Source organism: Burkholderia sp. Bp9099, assembly GCF_003857805.1.
GTDB lineage: Bacteria > Pseudomonadota > Gammaproteobacteria > Burkholderiales > Burkholderiaceae > Burkholderia.
In genome coordinates this window covers 100393-118336 of sequence record NZ_QTPU01000010.1, presented here as the reverse complement: position 1 = coordinate 118336, position 17944 = coordinate 100393, and the positions used below count along the sequence as shown (strand labels likewise).

15 protein-coding genes are annotated in these 17944 nt (G+C 68.0%); 9 read left to right on the top strand and 6 right to left on the bottom strand.

Annotated elements, in window-relative coordinates:
* Window positions 1-217 precede the first annotated feature (217 nt).
* From DIE17_RS13470 to DIE17_RS37400, 5 genes are all read left to right on the top strand, one after another.
* Complete coding sequence (locus DIE17_RS13470; RefSeq protein WP_124920980.1) at window positions 218-2176, top strand: phosphatase PAP2 family protein; 1959 nt, start codon at window positions 218-220, stop codon at window positions 2174-2176.
* Between the two features lie 37 nt (window positions 2177-2213).
* Window positions 2214-2372: a hypothetical protein gene (locus tag DIE17_RS37405; protein WP_185640853.1), complete on the top strand. Its 159-nt coding sequence runs from the start codon at window positions 2214-2216 to the stop codon at window positions 2370-2372.
* A gap of 318 nt (window positions 2373-2690) precedes the next feature.
* Entirely contained in the window at window positions 2691-2981 is a 291-nt protein-coding gene (locus DIE17_RS13465) for a hypothetical protein (protein WP_124920979.1), read from the top strand.
* A 193-nt stretch (window positions 2982-3174) separates the two neighbouring features.
* On the top strand, window positions 3175-4032 hold the full coding sequence (locus DIE17_RS13460; RefSeq protein ID WP_124487283.1) for an alpha/beta fold hydrolase: 858 nt from the start codon (window positions 3175-3177) through the stop codon (window positions 4030-4032).
* A 404-nt stretch (window positions 4033-4436) separates the two neighbouring features.
* Window positions 4437-4607: a hypothetical protein gene (locus tag DIE17_RS37400; RefSeq protein WP_185640854.1), complete on the top strand. Its 171-nt coding sequence runs from the start codon at window positions 4437-4439 to the stop codon at window positions 4605-4607.
* Window positions 4608-4776: 169 nt separating this feature from the next.
* Here DIE17_RS37400 and DIE17_RS13455 read toward each other — a convergent pair whose 3' ends face one another.
* The 5 genes from DIE17_RS13455 to xylA all read right to left on the bottom strand — a co-directional run bounded on the left by DIE17_RS13455 (window position 4777) and on the right by xylA (window position 11584).
* Window positions 4777-5976 carry a sugar ABC transporter permease gene (locus tag DIE17_RS13455; RefSeq protein ID WP_044844279.1) on the bottom strand — a complete coding sequence of 400 codons (1200 nt, stop codon included), beginning with the start codon at window positions 5974-5976 and terminating at the stop codon, window positions 4777-4779.
* Complete coding sequence (gene xylG / locus DIE17_RS13450; RefSeq protein ID WP_124570961.1) at window positions 5973-7532, bottom strand: D-xylose ABC transporter ATP-binding protein; 1560 nt, start codon at window positions 7530-7532, stop codon at window positions 5973-5975. The genes DIE17_RS13455 and xylG overlap by 4 nt, the downstream gene beginning before the upstream one ends.
* A gap of 84 nt (window positions 7533-7616) precedes the next feature.
* A complete protein-coding gene (xylF, locus tag DIE17_RS13445) occupies window positions 7617-8645 on the bottom strand; it encodes a D-xylose ABC transporter substrate-binding protein (RefSeq protein WP_124487285.1) in 1029 nt (342 codons plus the stop codon).
* Between the two features lie 133 nt (window positions 8646-8778).
* Window positions 8779-10257 (bottom strand): xylulokinase, encoded by a 1479-nt coding sequence (gene xylB, locus DIE17_RS13440; RefSeq protein WP_124920978.1) that lies wholly within the window; start codon window positions 10255-10257, stop codon window positions 8779-8781.
* 4 nt (window positions 10258-10261) lie between these two features.
* On the bottom strand, window positions 10262-11584 hold the full coding sequence (xylA, locus tag DIE17_RS13435; protein WP_124570963.1) for a xylose isomerase: 1323 nt from the start codon (window positions 11582-11584) through the stop codon (window positions 10262-10264).
* 266 nt (window positions 11585-11850) lie between these two features.
* Here xylA and DIE17_RS13425 point away from each other — a divergent pair, with 266 nt between their 5' ends.
* From DIE17_RS13425 to DIE17_RS13410, 4 genes are all read left to right on the top strand, one after another.
* Window positions 11851-13044, top strand: coding sequence for a XylR family transcriptional regulator (locus DIE17_RS13425; protein WP_124522717.1), 1194 nt, complete (start codon window positions 11851-11853; stop codon window positions 13042-13044).
* Window positions 13045-13071: 27 nt separating this feature from the next.
* The gene (locus DIE17_RS13420) at window positions 13072-14160 is read left to right on the top strand and encodes an aldose epimerase family protein (RefSeq protein ID WP_124920977.1); all 1089 of its coding nucleotides are present in this window, start codon (window positions 13072-13074) and stop codon (window positions 14158-14160) included.
* Between the two features lie 354 nt (window positions 14161-14514).
* Window positions 14515-15093 (top strand): DUF4337 domain-containing protein, encoded by a 579-nt coding sequence (locus tag DIE17_RS13415; protein WP_124487374.1) that lies wholly within the window; start codon window positions 14515-14517, stop codon window positions 15091-15093.
* 288 nt (window positions 15094-15381) lie between these two features.
* Window positions 15382-16548 (top strand): arabinogalactan endo-beta-1,4-galactanase, encoded by a 1167-nt coding sequence (locus DIE17_RS13410; protein WP_124646169.1) that lies wholly within the window; start codon window positions 15382-15384, stop codon window positions 16546-16548.
* Window positions 16549-16674: 126 nt separating this feature from the next.
* On the opposite strand, the gene DIE17_RS13405 is transcribed toward DIE17_RS13410, so the two are convergent.
* Window positions 16675-17940: a sugar efflux transporter gene (locus tag DIE17_RS13405; protein ID WP_124519874.1), complete on the bottom strand. Its 1266-nt coding sequence runs from the start codon at window positions 17938-17940 to the stop codon at window positions 16675-16677.
* Window positions 17941-17944 lie beyond the last annotated feature (4 nt).

Here is a 17944-nt window from a genome sequence, read left to right as displayed (position 1 = left end):
TCCGGGGAACACCAGTCCGGCCGGACGCACGCATGGCCGGCACGTTGCGATGCGCCGCCGATGGCCCGCTCGCCTCGTCCATCACGTTCAGTATCACGAATTCACCAAATAGTGAGCATTCGCGCGCTTCGACCGCGCCCCGCAACAAATCCTTAACGGCTGCGTCACGATCGCCCACGACAATCCGCCATCTTCAACACACCGGATGGAGTTTTGCATGTTTGCGTCACGAAGCCGTTTCCCGCTGCACGTCGCAGCGCTGTCGAGTGCGATCGTTCTCGCCGCGTGCGGCGGCGGCGATGATGTCGCGTCGACCACCCCGACCAGCGCGGCCATGCCGGCGCCGCCGGCCGACCCCGGCTTCGTCGACAGCGCACCCGTGCCGAGCGTGCCGGCCTTCGTCGACAACATCGCGACCAACCAGCGCGGCGACGCGCGCTATGCGACGCTGTCGACCAACGCCGCGGTACGCGTGGTGAGCCGCTTCCTCGACCTGTGGCAGCCGTCGACGATGCTCGTCGACGCGGGCGTGACCGCGGCCGCGAACGGCGCGTTCCCGGCGATCTCGCCGTCGACCTGCTCGGGCCTGCCCGGCAGCGGCACGCCATGCGGCACGATCCTGAACGACACGGTGCTGGCGGCCAATGTTCAATACGTGATCAACGCAACGACCGCGCGCACGCAACAGCAGGCCGATGCCGCCTACTTCGACGACCGGCGCGGCAAGGGCTACAGCGTGACCGACGGCATGGGCCCGCTCACCGACGCGTGGCGCACGGCCGCGCAGCAGACGACCAGCATCACCAGCGTGCCCGCCGACGCCACCACGGTGCTGTACAACGACAGCGGCAACAACGTCGGCGTCGGCAGCAGCGCCAACGCGAACTTCGGGAAAGTCGTCGACCTGCTCAACGAAATGGGCAACAACGCGTCGACCGAACCGTCGAAGCGCTTCTACAAGTACGCACGGCCGTACCGCTGGAGCGCGAGCGTGGTCGTCGCGCCGACGCTCGTGCCGGCGGAAAGCGCGACGCCCGCGACCGACGGCGGCTTCATCAGCGGCCACACGGCCGAAGCGATGCGCGACGCGATGACGATGGCGTGGCTCGTGCCGGAGCGCTTCCAGGAGATGGTCAGCCGCGGCCTCGAACTGGGCGAGAACCGGATCCTCGCCGGCATGCACTCGCCGCTCGACGTGATCGGCGGCCGCATGCTCGCGCTGGCCATCAGCGCGGCGAACCTCACCGCGTACGCGAGCGACGCGCAGGCCGCGTACGGTCAGGCTCACCAGGCGCTTCAGCAACTCACGGGGACGACCGGCGCGACCTTCGCCGCGTTCGCGCATTCGGGCACGACGGCCACCGACCGGTTCGCCGATTACGCGACCAACAAGGCTGCTTTCACGCGCCGCATGACGTTCGGCTTCGGCGCGATCGAATCGACCAATGCACCGGCCGTCGTGCCGAAGGGCGCGGAGGTGCTGCTGCAGACGCGCTTTCCGTACCTGAGCGCCGACCAGCGGCGCGTCGTGCTGAAGACCACCGAAGTGCAGTCCGGCTATCCGGTGATGGACGATGCGGAAGGCTGGGGCCGCCTGAACCTGTTCGCCGCGGGCGACGGCTACGGCGCGTTCAACGGCAACGTGATCGTGTCGATGGATGCGTCGCAGGGCGGGCTCAATGCGGCCGACCAGTGGCGCAACGACATCGCGGGCGCGGGCAAGCTGACGCTGCAAGGCACCGGCACGCTGACGCTGGCGGGCGACAACCGCTATACGGGCGGCACGCAGGTCAGCGGCGGCACGCTCGCCGCGGCATCGGCAAGCGCGTTCGGCACCGGCGACGTGTACGTCGGCGCCGGCGGCAGCGTGAAGATCGCGGCAAGCGCACCCGTCACGATCGCGACGCGCTACACCCAGCTCGACGACACGACGCTCGAACTCGACATCGACGGCAACGGCGGCGGACGCCTGCGCGTGGGCGGCCCGCTCACCGTCGCCGGCGGCACGCTGCACGTGAAGTTCGTGAACGGCTATGCGCCGAAGGCCGGCGACACGATCGCGCTGATCGACGGCGCGGCGGCTTCCGCGAAGTTCTCGACGGTGACGGTCGACGGGTTCAAGGCGACGCCGGTTTATACGGCGACGGGGGTGTCGGTCAGGTTGTCGGCATCGTAACCGGCAGCGGCCATCGATCCTTGCGACGGCGCCGCCCGTGGGCGGCGTCGGCGGCTACCGCTTCGTCGCGATGACCTGGAACAACGGCAGCGTCCGCGATACGGTGCCGGGCAAACGCGATCCGTTCGCACCGTCGTTCACGTCGGACATCGGTGCGGACGCGACGCTTCATTACCCATTCGAGCGCGCGCGCTGAACGACCTGTTCGATCGCGCCACCTCCGTCAGTTCCTGCGACAGCCCGTGGGTCACGCCGGGCGCACCGCGTAGCCTGTTTGCGTCGATCGCCTACGCGTTCCAGTTCGATTCGGTTTCCCGTCAGCGGCCAATCGCCGTTCTGCTTCGAAGGTCTCGCTTCTCGGTCGTCTAGGTCCGAGTGCATGTGTCCACGCGGACACTCAGCATGAGCTTTCGCACAGATAATGACAAATTTCACATACTTTTCGCGCAGCAGATTCGCTAGGATCATTTCCCTGCTTTTCCGATTCATATTCTCTCGCAGGGAATGGCGAAAAATGAAGAAACCTGTCCGACACGCAATCATGGCATTTGCGCTTTTGATAAATGCGCAGCTTTCGAACGCGCAAGCCATTGCGGCTGACACGCCGCAATCCAATGGCGCTCTGCCCGTGACGCTACCTCAACCGGATTACGCTTCGCAGCGCGTGAAGGTCGCTTTGTCGAGCGCAGAAACGACGCTCGTCCTTCCGTGGTTCGTGGAGGAACTGATCGCGACAATCAACACCAGCCATTCACTGAATGAAGCAGCCAGTGATTATGCAGGGCGTTTAAAGCGTGGTCTTTAATCGATAGTCCGTTACCAAACCCGACGGTAACCGGACGCCAGAACGCCCGCTGCGCCGCATCGGGCATTTTCTGTTTCAGTGCGTACGACGGACATCCGTCATATTTTGAATTGTCGACGGAGCCTATAAGCCATTAACCGTCGGCATGCTTGCCCGGCGTTGATGCCGGCACCTTTTCATCAGGAGGTAGCGCATGAACCGCATACCGGACGAATCGACCGCGTTCCGGATCGGTGCTCGTCGCGTTCGAACGATGCAACTGGACGGCGGCATCCTGGCCGCACAGGTGGGTAGCGAACCGCCCGCGGTCATCGTACTGAACGGCGGACAAGCCTTCGTCTCGAAGACGACTTCGCGCCGGCTGCGGCGCGACCTGCTCCGCGTCGCCGGTATCTTGCCGCCCGACACGCCATTCGTGCTGCTCGGGTATCCTGACAAGCCCGGTGCGCAATACCGGATCGCCGACATCGTCGAGCATCTCGCGCGCGGCATCGCCGCGCATTGGCAGTGCACGACGCTCATCGGCATCTCGTTCGGCGGCGTCGTGGCGGCGCGCCTTGCGGCCGCCCACCCGGAACGCGTCTCGCGACTCGGGCTGGTGTCGAGCGCGCATCGCCTTGCCCCGAACGGCTGCCGGCTCATCGAGCAGCAAATCGTGCATACGACCCGCTCCGATTTCGTCCGTCTGCTCGAAACGATGTCCGGATGCTTCCGCGCCAGCTGGCGCAACATGCTCCTGCGCGCGGCGCTGTTCAGTCGACGCCGCCACGTCGCGTCATCGGTCAACGAACGACACGTCATTGTCCGCACGCTGCGCGCATTGCGTGACGATGCACGCGACGATTCGCCGTGGCCGCGGCGGATCCGCGCGGATACGTTGATCGTCGGCGGCGCCGACGACCCGATCTTCGCCGACGCGGCGCTCGAAACTTCCGCGTGGGTGCCGTCGGTGACCCATCATGCGCTGCCAGGCGAAGGGCACATGGTGATGATCGAGCGCCGGAAGCAGGTTGCGCGACTCGTTCGGAACTGGCTCGCCGCGCGATCCTGATGTTCGTGTCCGACGTAGACGCCTGCGCACGATCGATCCGGTGAGATCCACGACGCTGTGCCACTGCCTCGGGGATAGCGTGTCGGAAAATTGCCGTTGCCCCCTCACCGGATTTTCAAAAAAAGGCGTCTGGACTTCCCGTTTCGTCGCCTTCCATGTCCGGCGCGCGGGCCAGAACGACGTCGAGGATCGCATGCGTAAGCGCCCAATCGGGCTGGCGCCGGCCGACGTCACGGCAGCGTCGTAACGCGATTCGACCACTACGCAGGCGCCTCGCCCGCGGCCCGGGCACGACGCGGCCGCACCGGGTACGAAATATGCGCACATCCCGGATTGCCGGTTGCCCGGCAAATGTTGCAACACAGGCAACCGGCGTCATGACCCACAATTACAGGAGAAAAGTGATGACCCTGCTTATCTACCTGCTCGGATGGATCGTTTTCATCGCCGGCGTGGCATGGGGCCTGATGACGCTGCATGTGTCGCAGCACATCATCGAGATCGTCGCCGTCATTCTGTTCGGCATCGCGGTGATCACGGGCGCGACGCGCGCGCGCCATCGCGACCGCACGTAGTCGCGGAACGGGCGCCGGATTTCGCTGCATTGAGGCGTCGCGCAGGTCAACGGCCCGTCGCCGGACGCCCGCGCGGGGTTATCCGTATTACCCGCAGCGGCGCGTCGCGCCGGCGCCGCCGCGGGCGTGCGTCGATTTCATCGAGGCGCAGGCGCGGTAGAACGCCGCCTCAGCGCCGGTTCGAGCGCGACACCACGTCGATCCACACGGCCAGCACCAGCACCGCGCCCTTGACGATCATCTGCCAGTACGCGTCGACGTCGAGCATCGACATCCCGTTGTCGAGGCTCGCCATCACGAGCGCGCCGATCAGCGCGCCGTAGACGGTGCCCGACCCGCCGCGCATCGACGTGCCGCCGATGAAGCACGCGGCGATCGCGTCGAGCTCGCCCATCGTGCCAGCGGACGGCGAGCCGGCCGCGAGCCGCGCGGTGTTGACGATGCCCGCGAACGCGCACATCAGCCCCATCAGCGCGAAGATCGCGAGCTTCACGCGATCGGTGTCGACTCCCGACAACCGCGTCGCCTCCAGGTTCGAACCCACTGCATAGATGCGCCGGCCGAACACGGTCTGCGTCGCGATCCACGAGAACGCGCCGAGCAGCGCGAGCAGCAGCAGCACCGGCACCGGAATGCCGCCGTAGCGGTCGAGCGTCGCGACGAACGCGAACAGCACGGCCCCGGCGCCGACGACCTTCGCGACGTCCTGCCACAGCGGCGCGACGGCGAGCCGGTAGCGGTGCCGCGTGGCGCGCTGCCGCAGCACCAGCAGCGCGACGAGCGCGAACAGCAGCACTGCGAGGCCGTCGCCGGCCGCGCGCGGCAGATAGCCCTGGCCGATGAACACGAAGCCGTCGGACACCGGCGCGATCGTCGAGCCGCCCGTCACGCCGAGCAGGATCCCGCGGAACGCGAGCATCCCGCCCAGCCCGACGATGAACGACGGCACGCGCCGGTAGGTCGACCACCAGCCGTTGAACAGCCCGACCAGCACGCCGAGCGCGAGCACCGCCGGCACCGTCACGGCGACCGGCCAGTGCCGATTGACGTCGAGGATCGCCGCGACACCGCCGAGCAGCCCGAGCAGCGAGCCGACCGACAGGTCGATCTCGCCCGCGATGATCACGAACACCATGCCGCACGCGAGCATCCCGGTGATCGACATCTGCCGCAGCAGGTTCGACACGTTGCGCGGCGTGACGAACGCGCCGTCGGTCAGCACCGAGAAGAACACCCAGATCGCCGCGACCGCGAACAGCAGCGCGAGGACCTTGTAGCGCACGAACACCTGGCGCAGCGGATGGCCGTGCGTGCGACGCGCGTCGGCGCCCGGCGGCACGGCGGGGGAAGAAGAAAGTTCGGTATTCATGACGCACTCGCTGCAATGGGTTCGGACGGCTGCCGCGCGGGCTTCAGCGCGGCGCCGAGGATCTGTTCCTGCGTGAGACCGTCGTTGACGAAATCGCCGCGCAGCTCGCCTTCGCCGATCACCAGCACACGATCGGCGAGCCCGAGCACTTCCGGCAACTCCGACGACACGACGATCAGCGCGACGCCGCGTTTCGCGAGCGCGAAGATCAGCCGGTAGATCTCGGCCTTCGCGCCGACGTCGACGCCGCGCGTCGGTTCGTCGAGGATCAGCACCTGCGGGTCGGCCAGCAGCATCCGCGCGAGCACGGCCTTCTGCTGGTTGCCGCCGGACAGGCTCGCGATCGGCAGGAACGGGTGTGCCGCGCGCACCGACAGCCGCTGCATCTCGGTGTGGATCGCATCGAGCTCGGCGGCCGCGTCGATCCGCCCGCGCGCGGCGAAACGGCGCAGCACCGACAGCGTGATGTTGTGGCCGACCCCGAGTTGCGGCACGATCCCGTGGCGCTTGCGATCCTCCGGCACCATCGCGATGCCCGCGCGGATCGCATCGGCCGGCGAGCGGATCGCGAGCGGCTGGCCGTTCATCCGCACGGTCGCCGTGCTCGCCCCCGGATACGCGCCGAAGATCGCCTGCATCAACTCGGTGCGACCCGCGCCGACGAGCCCGGCGACGCCGAGGATCTCGCCGCGCCGCACGCTGAACGACACGTCGTCCACGCGCTTGCGGCGCGGGTTCGCCACGTCGTGACAGGTCACGTTGCGCGCCTCCAGCACGACGTCGCCGATCTCGTGCGGCTCGCGCGGATACAGGTTGCGGATCTCGCGGCCGACCATCATCGCGATGATCCGGTCGGTGGTCAGCGCACGCATCGGCTCGGTCGCGACATGGCGGCCGTCGCGGATCACGGTCACCGTGTCGCACACTGCGTCGACTTCGTCGAGCTTGTGCGAGATGTATACGCACGCGACGCCGCGGCGCTTCAGGTCGCGCACGATGTCGAGCAGGATGCGCGTCTCGGCGGCACTCAGCGACGACGACGGCTCGTCGAGGATCAGCAGCTTCGCGCGCTTGTTCAGCGCCTTCGCGATCTCGATCAACTGCTGATGGCCGCCGCCGTAGTTCATCACCGGCTGCGCGACGTTGATCGCGTCGATCCGCAGCTCGCGCAGCAGCGCTTCCGAACGCCGCACCATCTCCGCATAGTGCATGCGCCCGCCGGGCAGCGTGATCTCGTTGCCGAGGAAGATGTTCTCGGCGACCGACAGCTCGGGCACCAGCATCAGTTCCTGGTGGATGATCACGATGCCCGCGCGTTCGGTGTCGCGCACGCCGGACGCAACGAGCGGCGCGCCTTCCCAGCGGATCTCGCCGTCCCACGTGCCGTGCGGGTAGACGCCCGACAGCACTTTCATCAGCGTCGACTTGCCGGCGCCGTTCTCGCCGCACAGGCCGACGCACTCGCCGGGGCGCACGGTCAGGTCGATGCCGTCGAGCGCCTTCACGCCGTCGAATGCCTTGACGATGCCGCGCATCGTCAGCAAGGGTTCGGTCATACGTTCATTGCCTCGCAGTGCGCACGCGGCCGGACCATGTGCGGCCGCACCTCGCCGGCCGCGTGCATCATGCCCATCGAGCGGTTACTGGCTCGCGAGCTGGGCCTGGGTGTAGAAGCCGTCCTTCACGACGACGTCGACGTTGCGCTTCGTCAGGAGCGTCGGCTGCAGCAGCACCGTGTCGACCTTCATCTTGCCGTTGTCGTATTGCGCGTTGAACGCGGGCTTCGTACCCTTCGCGAGATCGACCGCGAGCTTCGCGGCTTCGCTCGCGATCAGCTTCAGCGGCTTGTAGACGGTCATCGTCTGCGTGCCGGCGATCACGCGCTTGACGGCCGCGAGGTCCGCATCCTGCCCGGACACGGGCACCTTGCCGGCCAGATGCTGCGCGGCGAGCGCCTGGATCGCGCCACCTGCGGTGCCGTCGTTCGACGCGACGATCGCATCGATCTTGTTGTTGTTCGCGGTCAGCGCGTCCTCGACGATCCGCAGCGCGGTCGATGCGCTCCACTCCGGCACCCACTGCTGGCCGACGACCTTGATGTCGCCGCGGTCGATCGCCGGCTTCAGCACCTTCAGCTGGCCCTCGCGCAGCATCTTCGCGTTGTTGTCGGTCGGCGCGCCGCCGAGCAGGAAATAATTGCCCTTCGGTTTCGCGTCGAACACGCCCTGCGCCTGCAGCTCGCCGACCTTCTGGTTGTCGAACGAGATGTACGCGTCGACGTCCGCGTCGAGGATCAGGCGGTCGTACGACACGACCTTGATGCCGGCCTTGCGCGCTTCGGCGACGACGTTGCCGAGCGTCTTCGAATTGAACGGCACGATCACGATCACGTCGACGCCGCGCGAGATCAGGTTCTCGATCTGCGAGATCTGCCGCGCCTCGCTCGCGTCGGCCGACTGTACGGATACCTTGGCGCCAAGCTTCGTCGCGGCCGCGACGAAATAGTCGCGATCGCGCGACCAGCGCTCGACGCGCAGGTCATCGATGCAGAAGCCGATCTCGGGCTTGTCCTTGCTCGCATGCGCGAGCGGCGCGCCCAGCGCGAACATCGCCAGCGCAGCGGCGCCGGCAAGCGAACTCAATACGGTACGACGCGTCACGGATTTCATTGTCTCCACTCCTTGTTATCGAAATTGTCGAACAACCTCACGAACATCGGGCGGGCGCATGAGTGCGCCGCCCGCATCGAGTCCTCGCAACGCGCGGCATCGTGCGATGCGAACCGCGCTCGCCATCCGCGCGTCACGCACCCGTCGCGAACACCGGTTCGAGCGCGCGATAAAGCGCACGAAACGTCGGCCGCCGCATGTCGCGATACCACGCGTGCCGTGCGAGATCGGGCTCGCGCACCGCGATGACCGGCGGTTGCGGGCACACGTCGCCGAGCGGCGTATCCGGTTCGAGCGCGAGGCGAGCAAGGCGCGCGGCACCGAGCGCCGGACCGACTTCGCCACCCGCGCGCAGCGTCAGCGCGCGTCCGCTCAGGTCCGCGAGCATCTGCGTCCAGTAAGCACTGCGCGAGCCGCCGCCGATCACCGTGATGCCGGCGGGCTCGAGCCCGGCCGCATGCAGCGCGTCGATGCCGTCGAGCAGCGCGAAGCCGACGCCTTCGAGCGTCGCGTTCGCGAGATCCGCACGCTGCGTATCGGGCGTCATCCCATAAAAGACGCCCTTCGCATTCACGTCGTTGTGCGGCGTGCGCTCGCCGCTCAGGTAAGGCAGGAACCACGGGCGGCTCGCGCGCGCGTTCGCCTCGGCATCGGCGAGCAGCGCCGCGACGTCGTCGTAACCGGTCAGTTGCGCGGTGAAGTCGATGCAGCCGGCCGCGTTCAGCATCACCGACATCAGGTGCCACGTATCGGGCAACGCGTGACAGAAGCTGTGCACCGCCGATTCGGGGTTGGCGCGAAACCCGTCGGACACCGCGAAATACACGCCCGACGTGCCGAGCGACAGCAGTGCATCGCCGGGCCGCACGATCCCCACGCCGACCGCGCCGGCCGCGTTGTCGCCGCCGCCGGCCACCACCGGGATCTCGCGCAGCCCGAGTGCGCGCGCGACGGCCGGCAGCAGCGTGCCCGTCACGCGGTTGCCCTCGAACACCGCCGGCATCTGCGCGCGCGACAGCCCGCACGCGCCGAGCAGCGTGTCGTCGTAGTCGCGCTTCGCGACGTCGAGCCACAGCGTGCCGGCGGCATCCGACGGATCGGTTGCGAACGCACCGGTCAGCCGGTAGCGCAGATAATCCTTCGGCAGCAGCACGTGCGCGATGCGTGCGAACACATCGGGCTCGTGCCGGCGCACCCACAGCAGCTTCGGTGCGGTGAAGCCCGGCATCGCGACGTTGCCTGCCACCGTGCGCAGCGCGGGCGCGAGCCGCTCGAGTTCCGCGCACTCCGCATCGGCGCGGCCGTCGTTCCACAGGATCGCGGGGCGCAGTACGTCGCCATGCGCGTCGAGCAGCGTCGCGCCGTGCATCTGGCCGGTGAGCCCGAGTGCGGCGATGCCGCGCGGATCGATGCCGCCCGCGCGGGCTTCGGCGACGACCGCGGCGAGCGCGCCGCAGGCGGCGTCCCACCAGTCGTGCGGCGCCTGTTCCGACCAGCGCGGCCGCGGCCGGCTCACCGTCAACGGGTGGCTCGCGCTCGCCCGCACCGCACCGTCGCGGTCGAGCAGCACCGCCTTCACGCCCGACGTGCCGAGATCGAGTCCGAGATACATGGCGTCAGCGCAGCCCGTAGATGGCCTGGTTCACGATGTTCTCGAGCCGCTCCTGCGCGCCGCTCGCGTGCCGCGGGTCCACGCCGCGCGCGAGCGCGTCGTCCGCGAGCGACTGCAGCGTGTAACCGCCCGACAGGATCTTGCGGCCGAACGCGTCGTCCCACTGCGCGTAGCGCTGCCGGCGCAGCGCGTCGAGCCGGTCGTTCTCGACCAGCACCGCCGCGCGCTCGAGCGCGAGCGCGAGCACGTCGATCGCGCCGACATGGCCGTAGAACAGGTCTTCCGGATCGACGCTCTGGCGCCGCACCTTCGCGTCGAAGTTCATCCCGCCGGTCGTGAAGCCGCCGTGGCGCAGGATCTCGTAGAACGCGAGCGTCAGCTCCTCGACGCTGTTCGGGAACTGGTCGGTGTCCCAGCCGTTCTGCGGATCGCCGCGGTTCGCGTCGACGCTGCCGAACACGCCGAGCGCGAACGCATTCGCGATCTCGTGATGGAACGAATGACCGGCGAGCGTCGCGTGGTTCGCCTCGATGTTCACGCGGATCTCGTTCTGCAGTCCATACTGCACGAGAAAGCCGTGCACGGTCGCGACGTCGTAGTCGTACTGGTGCTTGGTCGGCTCCTGCGGCTTCGGCTCGATCAGCAGCGCGCCCGTGAAGCCGATCCGGTGCTTGTGCTCGACCACCATCGACAGGAAGCGCGCGAACTGCTCGCGCTCGCGCTTCAGGTCGGTATTGAGCAGCGTCTCGTAGCCTTCCCGGCCGCCCCACAGCACGTAGTTCTCGCCGCCGAGCCGGTGCGTCGCGTCGAGCGCATGGCACACCTGGGTCGCGGCCCACGCGAATACGTCCGGGTTCGGGTTCGTCGCGGCGCCCGCCGCGAAGCGCGGGTGCGAGAACAGGTTCGCGGTGCCCCACAGCAGCCGCACGCCGCTCGCCTGCTGGCGCTCGCCGAGATAGTCGACCATCCGCGCGAAGTTGGCCGCGTATTCGCGCAGGGTGTCGCCTTCCGGCGCGACGTCGGTGTCGTGGAACGTATAGAAAGGCGTGCCGAGCTTCGTGAAGAACTCGAATGCCGCGTCCGCCTTCATGCGCGCACGTTCGAGCGCGTCGCCCGGCTGCTGCCATGGCCGCTGGAACGCGCCCTGCCCGAAGATGTCGTGCCCCGGCCACACGAATGTATGCCAGTAGCAGACGGCAATCCGCAGATGCTCGGCGAGCGTCTTGCCCAGCACGCGCTTCTCGGCGTCGTAATGGCGGTAAGCCAGCGGGTTGTCCGACTGCGGACCTTCGTAGCGAATCGCGGGAATGTGTTCGAAATACGACATGGCGTCTCCGTGCAGGGTCTTGTTGCGGCGCAACGCGCGTCGCGACGACGACGCACGCGGCCGAATCCGGTTGGCTGGATCGTGCCCGCGCGCCTGCCGGCCGGCAATTGCGAAATTGCGCAGCATGCTTAACGTTTCTTGCCAGCCGCTGCGCGCGGTGCGCGTTCCGGCCTACAATCGCCGGACACCAGAGCATCGCGCGGCACCGTCCGCGCGCCCCGGAGACAACGGCAAGACGCCCGAGCGGCGCCCGCCCCGAGACCGACATGACCCGCGCCTCTTCCGCCCAGACACCGCACCGCATCGCGCTGCTGTTCAACGCGAACAAGGTCTACGACCGCGAGATCATCAGCGGCATCGGCCAGTACCTGCACACGACGCGCGTCGTGTGGGACCTGTTCCTCGAGGACGACTTCCGCTGCCGGCTCGCCGGCATCGAACGCTTCGACGGCGACGGCATCATCGCGGACTTCGACGATCCGGCCGTCGCCGACGCGCTCGCCGGCTCGCCGCTGCCGATCGTCGCGGTCGGCTCGTCGTACGAGGATCCCGCGCAGTATCCGCACGGCGTCCCATATATTGCGACCGACAACCCGAAGCTCGTGTCGCTCGCCTATACGCACCTGATCGGCGCGGGGCTCGCGCATTTCGCGATGTACAGCCTGCCGGTCGCGCAGGAGAACCGCTGGGCGCAGCAGCGCGAGCTCGCGTTCGATCGCCTCGCGCGCGCCGACGGGCTCGACGCGCCGATCTACCGCGGCCTGTCGACGAGCGCGTCGGGCTGGAATCACGCGATCGAGCAGCTGATCGGCTGGCTGCATGCGCTGCCGAAGCCCGTCGGCGTGATCGCGGTCACCGATGCGCGCGCGCGGCATCTGCTGCAGGCGTGCCTGCTCGCCGGCATCGCGGTGCCGGAACAGGTCGCGATCATCGGCATCGACAACGATCCGCTCACGCGCACGCTGACGCGCATTCCGCTGTCGTCGGTGATCCAGGGCACCGAGGAAATGGGCCGCACCGCCGCGCACCTGCTGCACCGGATGCTGCGCGGCGCCCGTTTTCCCGGGCAGCGCATCCTCGTGCCGCCGGTCGGCATCAACGTGCTGGAATCGACGCGCCACCAGCCGCTCGCGAGCCCGCACGTGATGCGCGCGCGGCATTTCATCCGGCAGTACGCGTGCCAGGGGATCAAGACCGAACAGGTCGCCGACTATGTCGGCGTGTCGCGCTCGCTGCTCGAAGAACACTTCCGGCGCGAACTGCAGCGCACCGTGCACCAGGAAATCCTGCGTCACAAGCTCGAGGCCGCGCAGGCGCTGCTCGCGAGCCGCAACGCGTCGAGCGCGGAAGTCGCGATCCGCTGCGGCTTCACGTCGTTGCAATACATGTACGCGGTATTCCGCCGCGAACTCGGCTGCACCCCGCGCGAATACCAGGAGCGCACCGCGCCCGCCCACTGAATTCACCGCTCACGAGCGAACCCACTCATGCATATCGACACCGACTCTCCCCGCCCGGCATCCGACGCGGGCCGCATTCCGTCCGAACCGTGGGGCACGCTGCCCGGCGGCGATCCGGTGCGGCGCTACACGCTGCGCAACGCGCACGGGATGCGCGTCGTCGTCAGCGATCTCGGCGCGACCGTCGTGTCGTGGCTCGCCCCCGACCGCACCGGGCGCTTCGCCGATATCGTGCTGGCGCACGACACGCCGGCCGACTACGTCGAATCGGGCGCCTACCTCGGCGCGACGGTCGGCCGCTGGGCGAACCGGATCGCGAATGCGCGCTTCGCGCTCGACGGCGTCGACCACACACTCGACCGCAACGAGAACGGCAACCTGCTGCACGGCGGCGCGAGCGGCTTTCACCGCGCGCGCTGGGACGTGGTCGACGACCGTGGCGGGCTGACGCTGCGGCTCGATTCGCCGGAAGGCGATGCGGGATTTCCGGGTAACGTGACGGTGCAGGTGCGTTATACGCTCGACGACGACGGCACGCTGACGATCGACTACGCGGGCGTGACCGATGCGCCGACGCCGCTGAACCTGACCAATCACAGCTACTTCAACCTGAGCGGGCGCGCGGGCAGCGACGTGCGCGGCCATCTGCTGCAGATCGACGCCGACGCGTTCGTCGAAGTGGACGATGCGCTGATCCCGACCGGCACCGCCGCCGTGACGGGTAGCGCGTTCGATTTCCGGCAGAGCGCGCCGATCGGCGCGCGCCTCGACTGGCCGCATGCGCAGCTCACGCGCGGGCGCGGCTTCGACCATTGTTATGTGCTGCGCGAGCCTGGGCGCGGCGTGCGGCCCGTCGCATCGATCTACGATCCGGAAAGCGGCCGGGAGCTTGCCGTGTCGACGGACCAGCGCGGGCTGCAGCTCTATACGGGCAACTATCTGGACGGCGTGCGCGTGAGCGGCGGCGTGGCGTGCCGGCGGCACGCGGCGCTGTGCGTCGAAGCCGGGTGCTTTCCGAACCAGGTCAACATGGACGCGTTGCGCGACGAAACCATCCTTCGTCCGGGCCGGACCTATCGCCAGACGACGCGGTATCGGGTCGGCGTTCGCGGGTAGCGGTAGCGGACACGTCGGGCCGGGTCGGGTCGGGTCGCATGCGAACGCGCCAGTCCGCAAACTGCCATGTACACCGGTCGGCATGCCCACTCCGAAACCACTGGGTCAATCACGTCAACCGGGATACCGAATCCGTCCAGGCAGCGGCCGCCTGAGGTTTATCGTTTATCCGCCGCGATGCGGTCCCAGAGGATCCGGATCCGTCGCTGAACATGGCGCGAGACTCGCCGGCTGGCGCGTCTCGCGAAAGCATCGCCAGCACGCAAACCTGTGTCAGACTCCCATGTGCGATCGAGCGTCCGTGCGCAGTCGGCCGGCGCCGGATTTCATTCAACTCTTGCGGGTTGCTTACGGATGTCTGAAGAATACGAAGTTCATGGCCCTCACGACCATGCGGTGGAACATCATGCGGCTCACGGCGGCGATCAAGGTACGTCGCGCATCGCCGTGCTGACGGCCGTGCTTGCCTGCTTCGGTGCGATATCGGCCTACCAGAGCGGTGCCGACGAAAGCCTCGCGCTGCTCTACAAGAATGACGCCGCGATCCGGAAAACCGAGGCTGCGAACCAGTGGGCCTACTATCAGGCGAAGGGCAACAAGCAGAACCTCGCCGAACTCGGCGCGGCGTTGAGCCCGGAATCGTCGCCGCAGCGAAAGCGGTTCGAGGCGGACGCCGCACGATACCGCGCCGACAAGGAACCGATCCGGGCGCAAGCCGAGGCGCTCGAAAAGGAAGTCGAGAAGAACAACGCGGCCAGCGAGGCGCGGATGCACCGACACCATCGGTGGTCGCAGGCGACGACCGTCATCCAGATCTCGATCGCGCTGGCGGCGATCACGATCCTCACGCGCCGTTCATGGATGCAGGGCCTTTCGATTGGCGTGGCCGCAATCGGCATCGTGATCGCGGGCTTGGCGTTCTTCGGGGTTTGATTGACGGCGAGGCCGTCGCAGCCCGGTCATATCTCGACAGATTCGCCACGAACGGCACCTGAGAAAAAGCACGGCTCTGCACCGGGCGCAACATCGATCCGCCTGTCTCTCCTCTCCGTCCCCACGCCCGTCGCCAGATAGTAGGCAACGCACGCGTTCTTTGCGTTGGCATCGGCGGCTGCGCTACGCTCGATCCGGCCTCGTGTCGAGGCCGAAATTTAAGCGCTTAAACCGATGGAGCCCGCGATCCTGCGATCGATCGACCGGGCCCGATACTGGAGGATGACGATGAACAGACGATCGATGTTGCGCTGGAGCGTCTCGACCGCGGCGCTCGCATGCGTCGACCTGGCCGGCGCGTTGCCGGCCGTCGCGCAAGGCGTCGCGCGCGCCGCAGGCAGCGCGGGTATCCCGTTCGCGATGGGCGCCGACGTGTCGACGCTGCCGGAACTCGAGGCGCACGGTGCACGGTACTTCGACCGCGGGCAGCCGCGCGACTGCCTGAAGATCCTGCATGCGCATGGCGTCGATTCGATCCGCATCAAGGTATGGAACGATCCCGGCAATCCGGATTTCTTCCCCGCGAACCAGAGCGATGCGGCAGGCTACAACGACGCGGCCCATGTCGTGGCGCTCGCGAAGCGCGCGGCCGCGCTCGGCATGCGCATCCTGATCGACTTCCACTACAGCGACTGGTGGGCCGACCCCGGCAAGCAATACCCGCCGCATGCATGGGCCGGCAAGAATCTCGCCGATACGTGCGCGCTGCTGTCCGCCTATACGACCGACGTGCTGCGCCAGCTTCAGCGCGCCGGCGTGCGGCCCGAGTGGGTGCAGATCGGCAACGAGATCACGGGCGGCATGCTGTGGCCGCTCGGCCGCTACGACCAGTGGGATAACCTCGCGCAACTGCTGAGGACGGGCCACGATGCGGTGAAGGCCGTCGATCCGCGCATCAAGGTGATGCTGCACATCGACAGCGGCGGCGACAACGCGAAAAGCCGCTGGTGGTTCGACAGCGCGACGCAACGCGGTGTCGCGTTCGACGTGATCGGCCTGTCGTATTACCCGCAGTGGCAAGGCGCGCTCGACGACTTGCGCACCAACGCGAACGATCTCGCCGTGCGCTACGACAAGGAGCTGATCGTCGTCGAGACCGCGTATCCGTGGACCACCAGCGACGGCGACTCGGAGCCGAATGCGATGACGAACACCGGCTCGACCGCGTTCCCGCCGTCGCCGGCCGGCCAGGCGCAGTTCCTCGCGGCGGTCGTCGATATCGTAAAGGGCGTGCCGGGCAATCGCGGCAAGGGCGTGTTCTGGTGGGAGCCGGAATGGATCCCGACGCCGGGTGTCGGCTGGAAGCTGGGCGCGGGCGATCAGTGGGACAACAATACGCTGTTCGACTTCCACGGCAATGCGCTGGCGTCGCTCGACGCGTATCGCAAGCGTTGACGCTTCACGGCATCGCCGATTCACCGCACCGGCGCATCGTGCGTCAGTGCGGTAGGTTGAAGCGGTGTCGTGCGGGCAGTGTGGTGTCGCTTGTGTCGCTTGTGTCGCTTGCGTCGCTTGCGTCGCTCATACCGCTCGCTGCGCCGTTCCGCTCACACCGCCCCGCTCGCCGCGCGCATCCAGCGCGAGCAGCACGCACGCCACGAGTGCGAGCCCGCAGCACCCCGCGAACGTCGCGCGATAGCCGAACAGGTCGACGCACGCCCCCGACAGCACACCCGACGCGATCGAGCCGACGCGCGCGGTGCTGAAGAACATCGCGGTCGCGGTGCCGGGGCGCGTCGGCATCAGGTCGCATACGCGCGTCATCCCGAGGCACGACGTGATCGCGACCACGCAAGCGCTCAACAACTGCAGCGGCAGGATCAGGTCGACTCGCGTCACTGTCGCGAGCCCGATGAAATACGCCGCATGCACGACCGCGCATGCGGTCAGCCAGCGTGCCTTGTCGAGCCGCGTCGAGCGGATGCCGAGCCACAGCATCATCGGAATCTCGAGCAACGCGGCCAGGCCCAGCGCAGCCGACACGTTCGCCGGCGTGCCGCCAAGGCCGCGCACGATGTACAGCGGCAGCACGATCATCGTCGCGTTCGCGGCGAGCCCCATTAGCGTCAGCGCGACGAGGGTCCGCAGCACGCGCGCGCGCGGCGTGACGACGACCGACGCAGCATCGCCCGACGGCGCCGGAGCGTGGTCGACCGCGCGCACGTGAACGGCGGCCGGACGCCGCGCAGGCTCCGGAATCCGAGCGACGATCGCCGCGCACGCGACGAAGCCCGCCGAAGCCGCGAGAAAGAGCCCGGTGAAACCCGTCTGCGCGAGGATCAGTGCGCCGAGCGCGGGCCCGAACACCCACGCGACCGACAGCATCGTGCGCAGCGCGGCCGACGCGAGCTCGCGCTGTGCGTCGTCATCGACCGGCAGCACCGCGCGCGCGAACGAGAAGATCTGCGACAACGACACGGCCCCCGCGCCGAGCAGGATCGTGCCGGCCGCGATCACCGGCCCGTGCGCGCGCAGCACGCACAGCAGCGCGAAACCAAGCGCTGCAGCGGCGAGCGATACGACGAGCAACGGCCGGTGGCGGTCGCGGCGATCGGACCAGCGTCCGGCCCACGTGCTGGCGACGACACCGCTCGCCGCGATCAGCGTCATGAATACGCCGGCCAGTGACGGCGACATTGCTGCCGCCTGCACGCCGAACAGCGACAGGTACGGCGCCGTAAACGACATCGCGACGCCGAGCATCAGCGCCGCCGCGGACAGCGGCACGAAATGCGCGATCCCGGCGAGGCGCGCGAACTGCAATCGCAGCGGCCGCAACGACTGCATCGCG